The following is a 16,569-nucleotide window of genomic DNA, read 5'->3' on the forward strand; positions in this document are numbered from 1 at the left end:
ACTTTAAACTCTATTTGGATTTGGTCAATGAAGTAGCATTTATCTCAGTCAGCCTTTCCTTCGCAATTTCCGCAACCACTGACCATTCATCATTGAGCATTGTTGCAAGAGTATCGGCAGTTGTATTTCGGTGCCCCGCCACCGAACGTCGAATGGTCTCATCCTCATCTTTCGCCAGAATTGCTAGTACGTCAGAGGGAGCCCTTCTTTTACTCGCAATCATGCTTCTTACACGTCTATCTCTATCTACTGCAAGGATCCGAATAATTTCATCCGGAATCGTCTTGTTATGAGCAACCCACATACGCATACGGGGATGGTTATCTATAACTTCTTTCCAAATCTCAAATGTGGCAATTCCCCAAGAAGCGATAAATTGCTCGCCATCGATCTCACTGCAGCGCAATCTTACAAACTCATCTGCTGATTCTAACACTATACTATTTGACATTTCTCAATTCCTTCCAGGGAATAAACTTTCCAACATCGCTCTTGTGTTTATCATCGATAAAATCACCGAATCGAGTTGCATCTGTCTCCCATTGCAAACCCTTATTGGTTTCTTTAAAAACTTTCCAAGTTGATCCACCATGTCCGGCTGTGTCCTTGGACCACCAACGCGGCTCATTTTTAGGCGAATTAGGATCTTTCATGATTATTTTGAACTTCGGATGAAACAGTACTTTTTCAGGATTAGTTATTGCCCATTCCTTTGCTTCTGCATCGGTATTGTGGACATTCTTTAGCACCGCTCGCCCAAGGCGAGTGGCAGGGAGCAACACTTCAGCTGTCAGGATCCCTGCATTTTTAAGAGATGGCTCTTGGTAAAGCTCGGTGGCTGCTCTTTTCACAGCAGGATAATTTGTGGCAACTCCAAATCCAACCGCACCCAGACCCTGAACTAACCGTGCATTTAGTCCATCTTCGTCCGTATAAATCAGCGGATTATTCTTGGCATACGATAATAAATCGCACTCCTGAGGCGAACGAACACACTCTTCAGGAGACTCTAGGAAAAATCGATCGGCCGAAGTAAATTGATGAGTTTTGGGGTCGTAATCACGCTCTCCCATTGCAATGAAGCCAGTTTCAGGATCTCGACCTTGACCAGCGTAATCAAAATATTCAAAAATTGGCTGGTATTCTTTACGCTCACCAAAGGCAGATGGGATTGAAACCACATCACCTATCGCAAGTATGCTACCGACCTGATCAAACAAACAAGGTTGAAATTGACCATCTATCAAAATTCCGAGGTCTATGCCTTCGACCGCAAACTTCTCATATATATGCTCTGCCGTAGCTACGATACCGTTGAAACGAATATGTTCTAAGTTGCTACCGCTATATTTACCGATACGATGGCGATTTTCATCGTATAACCCCCTTCCTGGGGCAGAAAGAGAGTTCGACTGTTTAAGATTAAAGGGGGCTTCTTGCAGCGTCTTATCCGCCGCATAAACAAAGCTCAGCATCTTTGGGTCACAGGTATCTGCTGAAGAAGTAAACTGAGCATGGTCAATCAGACCGCGGTCATTTAGGCTCCAGCTATACGAGCCCTGGTGTGAGCTATGACCTATGCGGCCCTGCGTCAGAGAGTCATAATCGACATGAAATGTCTGATTATGGGGCAAATCGATTTTCGAAACTTTGCCCTGATTATTTCGTGAAATCGAGAACGTTTGGTTTCCAATACGAACTAAACCCAATTGCCTATAATCGTCATAAACAAATTGTTTGGTGTAGATATTGGAAACATTTTGCTCAATCAGCCTTCTAAAATTGTCATATCCAAACTCAAGAGCTATTGAGAGTCCGGATTTAGTCGTTAGAGAACTTAGTTCCGGCTTATCATCCGGTGTATAGGAAGACTTCTTCATGAACTCAGCATGGTCTACTTGAGCAACCGCATTGCCCTCATAAGAGAATTCGTATCGCTCTAACCCGCGGAGCATTGTTTTAACGCGACCCGCAGCGTCATACGCATATGTCTCACGTACGCCCAGAACAGTTTTTTCGGAAAGACGATCATTTGCGTTGTCATAGCCATAGACAGCACCGGCAATGTTAGAGCGAGTAATATTTGATACTCGCCCGAACATATCAAAATCAATCGTGTGGATATTACCGTCCGGAAGAGTAATCTTCCGAAGGCGCCCCAAAACATCGCGCTCATATATGTAAGTCTGACTTAGCTCATCGGTATAAGCAATTGGCTGGGAGGTGCTCAGGTCAAGTACGTTACTGGTAACATATTGGTCATTCTCTTCCGAGCTCGCTTTAAAGCCTGCTGCGTCAACTTCAAACCGATGAGTCATATGGTTACGATGACTCGAGGTAACGGCAGAATCTCGAGATAGAATACCAAACAACTCAGAACTCTCCGTTTCGGAAAGTACTGCATTGGCAGACTCAAGATCCTGGAATGTAAGTTGTGTCGGATTCAGGCTCAAAGAACCCAAATCGATTTGTTGTTCCTTATTCCTGGCCAAGACTTTACGATACAGCGGTCCAAAATACCAACCTGTCTGACTTTGCGTACCCTGGGTCAGCAGTTCACCATCGGCACTCGTTAACATTGCTGTTTTCGTGAGGATTTCAGATAAGACACCCGGACAGGTTTGAGTCGGTAAACGATATGAGTATTCTGACTGTTGACCTAGATTGGTTGATGCCTGTTTGAGCCTCTGAAACTCATCATAAACAAAATTTTGAGTCAACAGTTCGGTACTTCCACCCTTGGACAACAAACCGGAAACGGCGTCGGCTTCCGGTGAATAGGCGGTCATATTCCGCCAAGTGCCATCAGGGAACTGCAAGGACTTCAGAACCTCAAACACGGCATCGTAATGTAAAAATATCGTCCCTTTGCCTGGTTGGGTCACATTCTTAAGAACAAGCTTATCGTCATAACCAAGAGCTATCTTTTGCAGTCTCTCTGTTGCGGTCGCCAGCTCGAGATTTGTTGGCAGTCCAGCCTGGTTATAAGTAGTTAAGGTTGTGTAGGTAAAATCTGGTCCAACGAGTGTCTCGTTCGCTTTCAAACAAGCACGCGAATCAACATAAGAAACTAATCTCTCTAGCAAGCCTAGAGAAGCATTTTCTCGAGTTTGATTGGCACACAGGCGGTCATGCGCTAGAAAATCGATAGAGCGCCTAACAATTGGCTCACCTTTGCTAAGATATGCCTGGATTGTCTTGATAAGCTTAGGATAATGAATGCCGTCCAAGAAATCGCTCTTCCACTCATGAGTTTCTACTTCAAACAGCCCTTTAACTCGTTCATCCTGCTTGCGGATTTCGATTGGTTTCGGTGAATGCTCCGCACTCGTCATAAAATCGGTTTGTACTGAAACCTGTGAATCTCTTGTTTTGACCTGAGCAAAGCCAATCAGCTGGCCAGTCGCCAAATCTACCCGCGGGTCAATAAACTCGTATTCTGTCTTTTGGGTGCCCTTTCCAGCTGTCGAGACGGTGAGAGACTTCGGGACAATAAAAGGCCTTGGCACGCCAGGCTTAAAATCGGTCCATTGGTATTCGAAGTCCAGAACAATGCCCTGGCCATTGTCCACTTGCGTGAGTAGACCCGTTGACGGGCCATTGAGGTTGTAAACAACCAGTCCCAATGAGTAATGCATCATACTAAGCTGGTCATCAGGAGTTCCGCTCAGATTAATGGAGTGGGGGACTTTCGAGCCCCGTGGGCGTTCCTCTAAGCTTTTCGCGGAAACGAGATGAAATCTATCACCACGGTTAATCAGCAGATGCCCATCTAAGATTGCGTCCATCAGGCCATCTCGATTAATATCCACAAAGCTCAAGTCAAACTTTGCTATTGCCAATGCAGGTATCCGGTCCGCTTGAAATGAGTAGAAAATGACCTCAGGGCCAAAATCCATTTGGCCTCTCCCATGCCAAACATAAATTCCGGAATCGGCCTTGCCAACAATGTCGAGCAATCGATCACCGTTAATATCCACGAATTGGTATTCTTTAATCTTTTTGGAGCCCACTCTTTGAAACGACTTCGTTATGGCATCCGAAAACTTAATTTCATCTTTAGTAGACTGATTGAGATAGTAAGTATATTGGCCTTCGATCAACCTAACTAAATCTGGTTTCAAATCACTATTCAGGTCAGCTAAGTGGGTTGCATCCTTAAAAGAACCTTGTTCGCCACGAATTTGTAAATCCTTTTCAAAACGAACTTTTCCCTCAAGGCTGCAGACAACAACTCTCGTCCGAGCCCCTTCCGGGCCAGAATCGTTACGAACAACCAACTGCTGAAGCTGGTCCTGAAGGCCTGCTGGTCTAATCAGTAACCGTCGAAAATTACTGTAGTAGTCCCCTGAAGGAGGGCACAGTTCATCACGAACAGCTGTGACGTAATTCACATGTGGCACGAACTGGCCGTCCTTAGTCTGTAAAAAAGACATAAGATTTTGCGCGACTTCTATGTCTACCAAGCCATCTTGGTTAAAGTCTACGAAAGTCACACTGGCGGCATAAAACTGGTCAAACTTTAGTCTAGAGACCAGGTCTGTGAAATTATTCGCGACAATTTGGTAGGGCCGCTCCAAGAATCGCCCATAGCCATCATAATGATAGGTAACTGCAGGCGGTCTATCGCCGGAAGCAAATTCGGTCTCAACCCGAGAAAGATAGAATGTAGCGCCATTGTCTACGTTCTCATGCCGCAAGTAGAATTTTTTGCTAGTCTGAAATTTCTGGCCGTTCCAATGCTTAAAGACGATTACACTGACTCTTCTGTCGAGAGTCGTTTCAAGCTGACAGCTTTCATAAGCCCTGACTGGATTGCCGATTGTTTCGTATTCGATTTCAATTTCATATTGAAATCTTTTCTTGCCACCGTAACGAACTATTTTTAAAAATGGCCGTCCTGAAGGATTCTCTTCATATTCAAAAACTGTCGCATGACCTTCTCGATCTCTAACATCAACTAAATACCAGGCGAAGTCTCCATAAGCCTTTTCAAAACGGAAGACTCTCCCATCCGGGTGATAAACTATAAATCCGCTGGTTGACTTGCTAACTCGCAAATCAAGTTCCAATCCTTTCGGGTAGTAGACCTTCCCCTCAAGACTAACTTGGAGCTTTCCCCAAGGACTGGAAAACGAACCTCCCGTGCATTCGACCTCGCCTACTTCTGCATAGCGTTGAATGCTTAATGATGAGCTCCAGCCCTTGCCCCACTCTGATAAACCACCGCGATGAGAATACGAAGGCAATGGGTGATGGAGAATGTTTCCCCGATTCTTGGGTAGCTCAACAGGAAATGGAAGCACAACGCCGCCCAGCGCCAGTGATTCGCCAGAAAAACCGAAATGAGCATAATCCCCTTTTAAGGTGGTTGCTTTGGGCGTTGTCAGAAGATGGCTATGGACCCAAAGATTCTGCTCCGCAGATGAAACGGCTAGGCTGCTAAACGCAAATGCGGCAGTACATAAAGCCCGCAAAAACCAGGCCATAAACATCATAATCTATTCGCCTTATTTCGGGTTTGTTCAGAGGGTCGTTTAAGATATTGATAGGGTTCAGCCGATCTAGATTTATCCTCTTCACTTAATCTGCTCAGTCCAATTTCAAGAAGTTTGTCCTCAATGATCTTAGAGATTGGGTCAGGGCTTGTTGGCATTGCCATGCTACCCCTTTTTTTTCGAAGAAATACTATCTCATCTAGGATTGATTGCTGTCTATTTTCTTGCATAATTAAATTTCGAAAAATTTGGCTATTTATAAAGTCAAGAAATTCATATCTACTACCCGTCAGTAGCGATTCAAGAAAGCCAACTAATATGCCACTGAAACTTGAATATTCAATTTTCCTCTCGTGACTCAGATTATTCCAAGCATCTTGGAACTTCTGATGGATTGGATTTCCGTCTGCTATACAATCACTGAGTTTTTTCATTTCGGCCTCCAAAAGACTCGGGAGACTCTGAAGCTCAACAGCATCCCTTGTTTCTGTTACCTTATTGGTTCGAACCCTATCCAAGATTTGGGCAATAATTCTGTCATCGGCAGCCCAGTTTTCATAACCTTTAGGCGTTTTATTGAAAAAACTTGAGCCATCGAAATAGTAACCGGGCAGCAATCTCTTCGAATCAGTTATACCGAAAGCAGCTGACAATTTAGATCGATAGTCCGCCTGAGTATCCTCATCAATATTTTCTCCAATGGTACGGTTAACAATCCCAATAATATTTCCAGAATAACTTTTCGGAAGGGTATCTACTATACTGCTCATCGTACTTATAAATTCCTGGGACTGTAGACCAATCCCTTCGGGTGGAAAAACAACCGCGATGGCATTAAAAGAAACATTCGCCAAAATGTTTTTTATTTTAGTCAAATGTTCTTCATCTTTTTGTGGTCCCCGCGTATCAGGGAGTCCAGGAGTGTCCCAAAAATTGACGACCAAGTCTTTTGTCGTTACCGTATACCTTAAAACTTCTTCCGTTTGGCTCTGCCCGTCTTCGTTCAGGAAAACCTCATATTTCTTATACATCTCAACTGTTACCGGAGTATCTCTTCCTTTATGTTTCAGCGGGATGACAATATCCAGCTCGTCTCCATAGGATCGGCCTCGCAGGTGGTTATAGAAGATATTAATCAGAGATGACTTTCCAGCCCCACTCTTACCAAGAAGTAAAATATTAATTTCTTGTTTTGGACTTGGAGCCATTAGCGCTAATGCTAATATTGCTTTAAGAAGAAACATAAAGCACTCCCTATAGGTCTGAATCAATCTCTAGATTTAGAACTTTATTGGCCATCTGAGTATAGATCTTTTTCAACAACAGATGCGGTGTCAGCTGCTTCTTTTTGTCTTCCTCAGACAAAGTACGCTCACTGATTTCCTTCATTTTGTCTTCGAGGTCCTTGATTGTTGCGCTCATGTCTGTTGTCATTGCAAGTTCGTTCCGTCTGTTCTGAAGGGCTACAATAAAAGCTAGAAGTTCTTTCCGTGCTGTTTTAAGCTTCTCTGGTTCCTCCTCGTTCGCCTTAATTGTATTTTCATGTTTAGTGACCTCTGAAACAGCCGCATTGTGTTCACCACGTTGTCCTTCGTCTTCGTAATTTTCTGTTTCTTGATAGGCAACCAATTTACATTCCTTGGTTTCTAAATATGTGGTGTGTCTACATGTTGTACTGCTACCGTATTCACGATAATTAGACGTGCAGGTTTCTCTGGGGGCTTTACAAAATTCTTCCGATTCATCATAAACGGTACAACCCTTCCAGCCACAATGAGTCCATTGATATTTCACGCGAGTTACTTGCCGTTGCTTTTTATAGTGCTGGTTGGCGTCTCTCCTACGCTCTTCATGTGCAAGATTTATTGTGGCGTTATTTAGTATCTGTTTAACTATTGTGTGATTTCCGACATTAAAGTTCAGCGCTGTTATATTGCCTTCCAAATACTGCATTAGGCTCTGCAGCTCCACGACCTCTTCGCGAGGGGCTGCCTTATGTTTCCGAACCTGATCAATAATTTGGGCAATTACCATGCCATCTGCTGCCCAATTGAAGGGACCTCTGGGTGTCTTATTGAAGAAGCTAGACCCATCAACGTAAAACCCCGACAGCTTCTTTGAATCGTCTCCGCCAAACGCAGTTGATAATTTGGTCCGAAAATCCGCCTTCGTGTCATCATCGATATGGTCTCCAATAACCCGAGTAAAAATCCCAATAATATTCTCGGAGTAACTTTTTGGAAGATTGTTGACTATATTGTTCATGGTCGTCAAAAATTCCTGTGACTTTCTGTCAAACGCATCGGGCGGAAGAGCAATGGCAAACGCGTGGATATCGACAGTCGCAAGTGCGTTTTTAATCTTTCTTACGTGCTCTTCATCTGCTTTGGGCCCTTTGGTATCTGGTATCCCTGGAGTATCCCAAAGTGTTATATCCAAGTCTTTCGTTTCTATTTTATACCAATAAACCCCTTGTGTTTGGCTTTCGCCAGCAGGACCCGGTTTTAACCCCCAAAGCTCAGCATACCTATCAACGTTTACTTCGTAGTCTTTCGTGCCATGTACAAATGGAATGACATACTCTCGGTCGTCTACATAAGATTTGCCCAATAGGTGATTGTAAAACATATTAATCAGCGCTGATTTTCCAGCGCCGCTTTTACCAAGCAGCAAGATATTAATTTTCTGCTTAGATTCCTGAGCTAAAAGGACAGAATCAAACACGCCAAAAAACAAACTCAGCAATAGCAATTTTCTAATCAACATAAATAACTCCTTATTTAATCGGCTTTCCACATCTATTTGAGACAACTTTCATAACGAGAAATATGTCCGTTAACTTTTCCGGATAGGCATCATCCGCTACTGGCAGGTCTCTTGCTAAAGCAGTCAGTGTACCCGTGCCTTTCAGTGCAAAATTGTAACTCGTAAAAGGAGACAATCCTTTCCCGGTATTGCGACCTGTGGTCACATCACTTCGCATATATTCTGTCACATCAGCCATCAGCTGTTGGATATTAATAAATCCTAGGCTGATCGGGTGACTTCGCAACTTATCATCACCTAACGTCCATTTTTGAGAACCAAATTCCGACGGAAAATCCAGTTCATACCCAACTTGCATATCAATTTTTGCAGTATGGAGAAACTCTTTCAAGTAAGACCCAACCAGTGTATTACTATGCCCAAACAACAACGCCATATCCACAATCACCGGAGCTCCATCGTGACGTGATAACATTCCCAAGGCAACCGCAGATTGATACAAATCTTCGGGCTCGAGCTTCAGGCCTAAACTTTCAACGTTAGGTTCATCAATAAACAGGTGATCCCAAAATATTTTTGCACGTTCTTTAGATATTGTTGGAACTAATATTTTTTCTCTTTCATCCAACTCCAAGTTAGGTCTTGGAATTCGAATCACGACAATCTCTTCGCCTGTCATTACCCCAGCATCCGCTGATATATGGCTTAAAACCTGCTCCACTACAAACTTGGCTTTTATTGCCATCGTTTCGAGATCGACATCTCCATTGTGTATCTCTATTTCCGAAGCGATCTTATCCGCATGGTATAAGCGGAGAATCGGCAATAAAAACCGGGTTGCTTCTCGAATTGTTTTCACCACCATGTGAAACAGAGGGATATGGCGACCAGTTTTCACCAATCGACTCTGACGAGAAAGCAGATGCTCTTTATATCCAGTTTGAGCGTCTAGCTGCCGCTTCAGGCTATCCGATTCAAATTTCAAAGCATAAATTTTTCTGGTTAGTTCAATAATCTTCGCTTTTCTCACAATCTGAACTGCTTCATGATTCAGCCATTGGCCGAAGACAGCATACAGCGTTGGATCAGACATAAAATTAATAGCTTGATTTTTTTTCAGTTCAGCAATCACATTTGACTTCAACATCTCGAGTCCTAGTCCAAGGTCTCCTCCCTCTTGAACCAAAGCCTCACCCCTTCTGGAGAAAAGCCTCAGTTGGTCTTCCATATTGTCGAGTAAGGCAGAAATCGCAATGTTAGTGGGTTCCAGCTTCTGCCAATTGATTGTCAATGCGTGTGAGTTTGAGGTCTCATCTTTGCAGTCGTTGACCACAAAATACACCACTGCGTCTTCTGATGCGACAACAGAAGTGTGTGTCTGCACCACCGAACTATAGATAATTTCAGTGTTTCGACGAATTTCGGTCGGTGTGACAATAGCCAAATAAGCTCCAGCTGGGAACCTAGGAAATGGTGTGTCTTCGAACCGCATACCAGATTGAAACGCAGCGGCATTGGACTGGTACTGGGACGTTTGCTGATATTGAGAGTTATCAGACGTCTGTGATGTACCGGTCGTTTTCTGAGAAGAGAATGAAGCAGAAAACCCTAACCCATAAGCTCCGCCGGAGCCACTTAGCCCAAAGCTCGTCGTTGCACTCTCAGTCGAAAATTTCGACATTGTCTCCCTTTGGTCACTACCCGTTGACCTGGAATTGCCACTTAGCTGCTGCTCTCTGAAACCCTCTGAACCCATACGAATTCTGGCGATATCTATTGGATGCCCAGATCGCTTCAAGGCACAGACGGGTGACCATTCGCCCGCGACCTGGACATTCAACACCTCTCCTTTTCTTAGTTTGATGGAGTGATGGGCATAGAAAGGTAAGTCACCCAAGCTCTTAGAGTCAGGCGACATCTTTGAATTCGCGGAGGACACATGGAAAACGTCTAAATTCTCCGGTACGCTCTTAAAGACTTTCAAGCCTGCACTGGTTCTCAACTGTTCTTTTTGAAGGCTATATCGAGCAATGTAATTAGCATGGGCATCAAAGCTACTTTGAGTTTTCTTAAGTTCAGCCAGTCGATATTCCAGTTCATAGTTCTTAAGAGTCAAGCCATTCTCTAATGATTCGACAGCCATTTTCCTCGAAATTTGTGCATCGCCAAGATAGTCCATACTTGCTCGGTTCTTTTCAAAATCATGGATCGCACTGCTTAGTCTTGACAATGTAAACTCTGAGCTACTTCGAATGGCACTAATGTGTCTGGGGGCCAATGTGGATGCCAATGTATTATCCCAGAAGTAATAACCGCAGGCCTCGTAGTCCTGTAGGGCCTTAGCATAAGTCTTTAGTACATCAATCCGGCCTACTGCACCAGTTGAAGAGATACCGCTGTCCCTCAGCATTTTTAGTTTTGGAAAGCTCTCTAGCAATTCCGAATCAGGGGCTACAGGAAGTTGCGCTAACATCTTGACAATTTGATGAGTCCCCCGCCGGCCCTGAGAAGTAGATTTCGCTCCGTGGAGTAAGTCCTCGAAATACATTAAAGCATCAGCTTGCTCGAGCTCATTGGCGAAAAGCCTGGGAAAGCAGAATGCCAGTAGGTTCAGGTTTCTACTGTCCTTCGCAATTTTCAATACGGCAGATAAGGTGGTTTGGTCAGCCGGAACATGTTCCAACACCCGATCCAGCGCAAAATCTAGTTCTGTCACATCAAGAGAAGACGCCAAAAAATGTCGGAGATTAAGCGCATTTTCCAGTTGCTGTAGATTTAAATCCTTGGTTAGCGAAGTAACATACTGAACCAGATCTTGATTTAAGCCCAAGTGAGCCACGCGCGCGCTATTTTCAATCAATTTAAAACGCTTAGCTTTATCGACCTTGAGACCCTCAGGGGATTTCAAGAATGTGAGTGTATTTTCGAGCGCCTTGCGGTCGGGAGCTTTAAACCCATCTAGCTCTTGATAGAGTGACAATACGCAGTCAATGAATTCAGATTTTAAAGACGTGCTAAGTTCTTGGATCACTTCGAATATGAGTTGTGGAGGCTTGTCATTCGGTAGTTCGTACAAAGCAGCCTTAATATCTCGGTTATAGAGAGGGATCGCGTCTCGCAGTGCACCACTTTGGTAACGATCCTTCTTCCCCCATAGCATATAAATATGCTCCTTCGGTTCGTGAATCATTACTTTAAAGATGTGATCAGCGACTAAAGTGTCCTTATTGGCTTGGGAAAATAATGCATAGGCCATTAATCCGGTTTGAGTTCGACGCGACTCTAACCATTCTCGAGCGTTCTCTGATTTTTCGACCGCGGCCCGTTCCATCGACGAGATGACTGATTTATGGTCAGACCCTAGCGATTCTTCTAGAGCAAGACCCAAGTGATAGAAAGCTCGGCCCCCAACTACCGTAGTCGATGGTGTAAACACCGAACTTCTAAGCCAATATGGAGACTTTTTGTGACGTCCTAGAGCAATCCTGCAATGCCCGTGCCCAAGAATGGCCAACGATTCTACGTGGAATAATGTAACGGATAGCAATGCCCTGCTACCAAGCAATTTGTTGCCATAGAACAGGCAGTCATCGTCTTCATTAACCGGTTCTATGTTTTTGCCCAAGCGATATGTGGCATACTCATGCCCACCAGCGGAAGCCAGCTTATACCATTTCTCAGACTCTTGTTTAAGGCTGCTTTGTTCATACAATGCACCTAATCTAAACTGGGCATCAACATCACCTCTCATCGCTTCGATTTGATAAATCAAAAAGGCCTGCTTGAGTGGTAGAACCGAGAGCGGCTTGCCCGAGCCAAGATCGCTTTCGTTTAGCTTTTCTTGCAGATCAGAAAGATATTGATTCTCGAAATGCTCGCCGGCAACCTTCCAAGAATCTCCTGCGAAACTTATTACACTACCTAAAATTCCCATCAAGAAAACAAGATTAGCCATACCAAGTTCCGCCTTATTAAAACATACTTGGTATATTGCTCTGAAATTCACAATAGCTATTTTTGGCAATCCAACTTAACGGATAAAGCTGGAGCAATTCTCTGCACAGCACGTGTGCTCTTTGATTTTAAGTAACTAGCTAATTATACTCAACTTATAACCACCGAACAATTCAATATATTGTTCCCAAAATTAGGTTTATATCTAGATCAGAGGCCAAGGTCCTATGCTGAGGAATGAGTTACTAAACATCGGGTTAGCCACCTGTATTGGCATATTCGCTCTCTTCGCAAGCGAACGCTCCCAAGCAGCTGAAAGTGTTACGATAAATGGTAACGATTGGATTGAGCTCAAAGCCATTAGCGGGGGCTTTTGCGACACCTTTAACCAAGATCCACAGCCAGCCGTAGGCTACCGGGAAACTCCCGATGCTCGCGTTTCAACTTACGATTTCAATGGTGCTCAAGCCGGTATCGCCTGCACCAAGGGCGTATATGTCTCCAAAATCGAATTGGGGGATATTGCAGGTTTGGCCGCTGTTTCGTCTGAAGGCAATTTAAGCTTTCAAACGAGCGTGGAACCAGGCGTACCATTCGTGCCAGGGAAATCGATTCCGTTGGTTTTTCAAAGCTCACCCAAAGCCAAAGGGTGCATCGTACAAAACTCAACCCGCTTAAAAAATGGCTCGAGCATCGGCACGTCAGGAAGCGAAATACCTGCGGGACAGCACACGAGTCTGGTGCAGCCTTTTACTGGCATGGGCCTGGGGCAGACGAACGCCTGCCTGGTGGCGTTTGACCTGCGCATGAGGGATAACGAGCAAGTCATCTCAAATGGCAGCGCAGCGAGCTCCAGGGTCTACATTAAGTACACGGTTCAATAAGCATTAACCATCCAGTTTCCGGAACAAAATATCCAACGCATTGCTACCCGCATAGACGCCTTCTTCAAGCCTATATTGCTGCATATACATGTTCGAGCGTTTACAGCCCTCGCCTGTCAGGTTGGTCAGCCCAACCAAATGAGTGGATACCATCATGATGCTTTGGGGGTACCTACAAAAATGGTCCAAAACCAATTGGGACGCCGCTTCGGCTTCAACAGGATTGGTACTTCTAAAAGGCTCGTCTAGAATCATGAAGGCGCGGTCGTCTGGTTTCAAGTTCGCATACAATTCTTTCATCGCAGCCATATTTTTCAGCTCTCGGACAAATGACGAATCTAGACCGGTTTGGTCTGAATGCTCCATAAAGCTGTTTACAACTGTAAATGGTCGCATGGTGATTTCTGATGCAGCCGCTACGCCGATGGTTTGAGCCAAGTAGATGTTGAGGGCCACGGCTCGCATCATGGTGGATTTTCCGGACGCATTCGGGCCAGTCATCATCAGTTGCATCGCCGAGCTTTTTCCGCCTAAAGAGATATCGTTGGGTACCGCTTTTTCGAAGGGGAGAAGCGGGTTTCGCAAGTCTTCGGCTTCGAAAAACGGCGCCTGATGTTTCTTAGACCATTTAACCAAGGTGAGCTGCGCTGGCGTGGCAGTTAAGGCTTTGGCTATGGCCACATAGAAATCCAAAGCTGACAATTTTTCGACATAGCGCGCCAAAGGCTTTTTTAAATCCATTAACAACCGGTTGGCAGCTAACGCAGTAGCCAAGTCGAGTTGAAAAAGCTCGCTGGGAGCATTCCCTAAGCCATCTATTTGGGCGACAAAATGCTTGAAGTCATCAGCATCCTGCCGGGTAACATTGAGACGCAGAGACTGGGGCAAACTTTGGTCGTGCTTTTCAATATCTAGTATGGCACCAATGACCTTCGCCGTATGCTGCAACTTGGTTAGCAACAGTTGATGCTTTCTCTTTAAATCCTGGTGCCCAAAAGCTGGATCGCGAAAATTGGATGAAAGAATAAATCCATTCCAAGCATAGAATAAAACCTTCGACGTTAAAGAAGAACCGCCGGCGTGCACCCAACGTGCCTGAAGATAGGTGGTCCATAGCAGCAGTGGCAGCGACAGATAAATCTCTTGAACTGCCTTGAACAGCATATAGGCCGGGGTCTGATTCTGCACTTTCATGGGGCTAATAAGATTTTTGTTCGCCCCCAGGAAAGTTAGAGAAGCTTTTTCATCCACGTAATAAAGCATTTGGATTTCTAGGCCGTTAATCGGATTGTCGGGGTCATAAATATCGAAAAACGAACTTTCAAAACCTTTCAAAGGTGCCATAACACTTTGAACTCGATTCACCATGGTCGGATCGGCACGAAGACGACGCAGCAAATCCTGCCTTTTTTCTAACAACTCAAGCGAAGCGCATAGGCCATTTTTCAACAAAAGGCCGGCCCAAAGCTGCCCAAATAGCGTTGCCGCAGGGGCCACGTGTTTAAACAAGTCCCAGTCCTCTCCTACAAGCACATGCGATTGAGTTAAAACATCGCTTATAGGCACCGCAAAATGCAAATTTAAGACATCTGCCCCAACGGCGTGCTTTTCGAGTAAAGTGCTGTGAGCCGAGTAAGAAGCAATTGCTATCAATAAAAGGCAAAATCTCATTTTAAAGTCCTAAATATGAATGCACCAATTGCATGCCATTGCGTGCGCTGCTGGCGCCTGGCTTAAGCTTGAAGTTTTCCATATGCATATTACGCACGGTGCCGGCGCTGTTATCCACCTTTGATAAATCGTATAGATGAGTGGAGACCAGACTCATGCTGTGATCGAGGCGAGATAATCGCACCAATATTTCCTTGGAGCCGATTAAGGCATCCACGGCGTTGGTAGAGCTAAATAGCTCATCGGCCAACAAAAGGCTTTTTTGCCCGGATTCACTCAACTGGCTCTTTAATTTGAGCGCGTCCACCATGCGATTTACTTCTGTTTCATAGGACGAGCTTTGACCTAAAACATCTTTCGTTTCCATGAACACGTGAAAAGCATCAAAAGGCGTTAAAGAAAGTGACTCGGCGAAAGCAAGGCCCAAAGTCTGCGCCAATGCGATGACATTGATTCCGAGTGCCCGCATTAAAGTCGACTTACCGGAAGCATTGGGGCCGGTCAAAACCACGGCATGGTCATTTTCACCAATGTTTAATGCGTTGCCAATCGCTTTCGATTTGGCCAACAACGGGTGCGTCAGACCAACGCTTTCTATGACTGGCCTCGAGTCTGAAAGCCACTTCACATAAGTAATGCCGCTATCTTTTTTGGCTACTGCTGCGCCTACCGAGGCGTAAAAGTCCGCTTTTCCAAGCAGCAGCAACATTGCTTGAATATCGTTTCTGATAGCCAGCGCGTGGTCCATGGCGGTTAATGCTCTGAGCAAATCAGCCTGAAATAGATGCGAGCCGGATGGTACGGCAAGACCGTCCGCTAAATCCATCAAGCTTTTAAGAGTTTCGCGTTGCTCGTACGATAAAAGCGCTAGCTCGCCAGGAAACTCAGCTAAGGCCAGAAGATCGAATACTCGATGAATCACGCTACTCAAGTTTTTTAAATTACCAACGACGAGCGCATGTTCAGCTTGTAGCCTGGCGTGAGCATCCAGTTGATAGTAAATCAGTGCGCTGCTCGAGACTGAAGTCAACAGACCCATCAAGCTGTGGCCAAAAAATCCTCCCCAAGTAGGTTGACTACGGTAGCTCGATAAGTTCGTTTTTAGTTCGGTATAGGAGACCCAAAGGCCTATGAAATAGTAATAACTCTTAAATAATAAACTCGCCGATTTAAGTGGCTGGCTCAAAATTGGCCAGGCGGACATTTCTTTAGGTGCCAAATCTCCTCTGGCGTGAGGCATTCTAGCTTTTAATGCTTTCACAGGATTGAGAAGATGCAGACATAGGTCTTCAGAAGATTTAATGTCTCTCAGGAGCGAAACAACTTCATCCGTAAGTTTGCTGTTCGTCGCAAATGCCTTGATTAAGTTGGTGCGCATTTCGATATCAGACTTAGAACTGGTAGCGCCATTAGATAGCATTAAATCGCCATAAATCTCACCAAAAATGGTTTGGGTTGGAAATGATTCTTTATATAGATTTCTGGCTTGCAATTGATCCAGCCAGTCATCATGTTTAGGCACTGAACTCTCGGGGAATTTATCCTGCCAAAGCTTGAGTAAAAAATCAGCTTTGAACGAATTTTCCAAGGTCAAAGGATTTTCAGGCTCATCACCCTCATAAAACTGTTTAAGCGTTTCGCTCCAAAAACTAACCATCGGACTGTCAAGTTCAACTAAGGCAGCGCGCGCTGTGAAGGGTAAGAAAAAGATGAAACCTGCGAGGCAAGAAAATTTAATCCAATTAAACACCAGTTAATAACCAGGCTGGAAAAAAGGATATTCCTGCGCTAGGCTA

The 16,569-nt window shown here is 44.7% G+C and carries 8 protein-coding genes; 1 reads left to right on the top strand and 7 read right to left on the bottom strand.

What is annotated here, in order from left to right; all coding sequences use genetic code 11:
* Positions 1–10: 10 nt before the first annotated feature.
* Genes V4534_02985 through V4534_03005 form a run of 5 tightly spaced genes read right to left on the bottom strand, consistent with a single transcriptional unit; the run spans position 11 to position 12,219 of the window.
* Entirely contained in the window at positions 11–451 is a 441-nt protein-coding gene (locus tag V4534_02985; GenBank protein MES2503823.1) for a hypothetical protein, read from the bottom strand.
* A complete protein-coding gene (locus V4534_02990; protein ID MES2503824.1) occupies positions 441–5,498 on the bottom strand; it encodes an RHS repeat-associated core domain-containing protein in 5,058 nt (1,685 codons plus the stop codon). Before V4534_02990 ends, V4534_02985 begins: the two co-directional genes overlap by 11 nt.
* A complete protein-coding gene (locus V4534_02995; GenBank protein ID MES2503825.1) occupies positions 5,495–6,742 on the bottom strand; it encodes a hypothetical protein in 1,248 nt (415 codons plus the stop codon). The genes V4534_02990 and V4534_02995 overlap by 4 nt, the downstream gene beginning before the upstream one ends.
* Positions 6,743–6,752: 10 nt before the next feature.
* Positions 6,753–8,264 carry a GTPase domain-containing protein gene (locus V4534_03000; protein MES2503826.1) on the bottom strand — a complete coding sequence of 504 codons (1,512 nt, stop codon included), beginning with the start codon at positions 8,262–8,264 and terminating at the stop codon, positions 6,753–6,755.
* 10 nt (positions 8,265–8,274) lie between these two features.
* Positions 8,275–12,219 (bottom strand): hypothetical protein, encoded by a 3,945-nt coding sequence (locus V4534_03005; GenBank protein MES2503827.1) that lies wholly within the window; start codon positions 12,217–12,219, stop codon positions 8,275–8,277.
* Positions 12,220–12,445: 226 nt separating this feature from the next.
* On the opposite strand from V4534_03005, the gene V4534_03010 reads away from it, so the two are divergent.
* Positions 12,446–13,102, top strand: coding sequence for a hypothetical protein (locus tag V4534_03010; protein MES2503828.1), 657 nt, complete (start codon positions 12,446–12,448; stop codon positions 13,100–13,102).
* Positions 13,103–13,105: 3 nt separating this feature from the next.
* Here V4534_03010 and V4534_03015 read toward each other — a convergent pair whose 3' ends face one another.
* Both V4534_03015 and V4534_03020 read right to left on the bottom strand, forming a co-directional pair.
* Positions 13,106–14,773 (bottom strand): hypothetical protein, encoded by a 1,668-nt coding sequence (locus V4534_03015; GenBank protein ID MES2503829.1) that lies wholly within the window; start codon positions 14,771–14,773, stop codon positions 13,106–13,108.
* Between the two features lies 1 nt (position 14,774).
* Entirely contained in the window at positions 14,775–16,430 is a 1,656-nt protein-coding gene (locus V4534_03020; protein MES2503830.1) for a hypothetical protein, read from the bottom strand.
* Positions 16,431–16,569: the final 139 nt, after the last annotated feature.

Source organism: Myxococcota bacterium (assembly GCA_040387835.1).
Classification (GTDB): Bacteria; Myxococcota; UBA727; order UBA727; family JABDBI01; genus JAZKCZ01.

What these genes read in the sequence shown, in the direction of transcription:
- V4534_03020 (MES2503830.1), bottom strand. Translation starts at nt 16,430, where the DNA reads ATGGTTAGTTTTTGGAGCGAAACGCTTAAACAGTTTTATGAGGGTGAT.
- V4534_02990 (MES2503824.1), bottom strand. Translation starts at nt 5,498, where the DNA reads ATGATGTTTATGGCCTGGTTTTTGCGGGCTTTATGTACTGCCGCATTT.
- V4534_03015 (MES2503829.1), bottom strand. Translation starts at nt 14,773, where the DNA reads ATGAGATTTTGCCTTTTATTGATAGCAATTGCTTCTTACTCGGCTCAC.
- V4534_03010 (MES2503828.1), top strand. Translation starts at nt 12,446, where the DNA reads ATGCTGAGGAATGAGTTACTAAACATCGGGTTAGCCACCTGTATTGGC.
- V4534_03000 (MES2503826.1), bottom strand. Translation starts at nt 8,264, where the DNA reads ATGTTGATTAGAAAATTGCTATTGCTGAGTTTGTTTTTTGGCGTGTTT.
- V4534_02995 (MES2503825.1), bottom strand. Translation starts at nt 6,742, where the DNA reads ATGTTTCTTCTTAAAGCAATATTAGCATTAGCGCTAATGGCTCCAAGT.
- V4534_03005 (MES2503827.1), bottom strand. Translation starts at nt 12,219, where the DNA reads ATGGCTAATCTTGTTTTCTTGATGGGAATTTTAGGTAGTGTAATAAGT.
- V4534_02985 (MES2503823.1), bottom strand. Translation starts at nt 451, where the DNA reads ATGTCAAATAGTATAGTGTTAGAATCAGCAGATGAGTTTGTAAGATTG.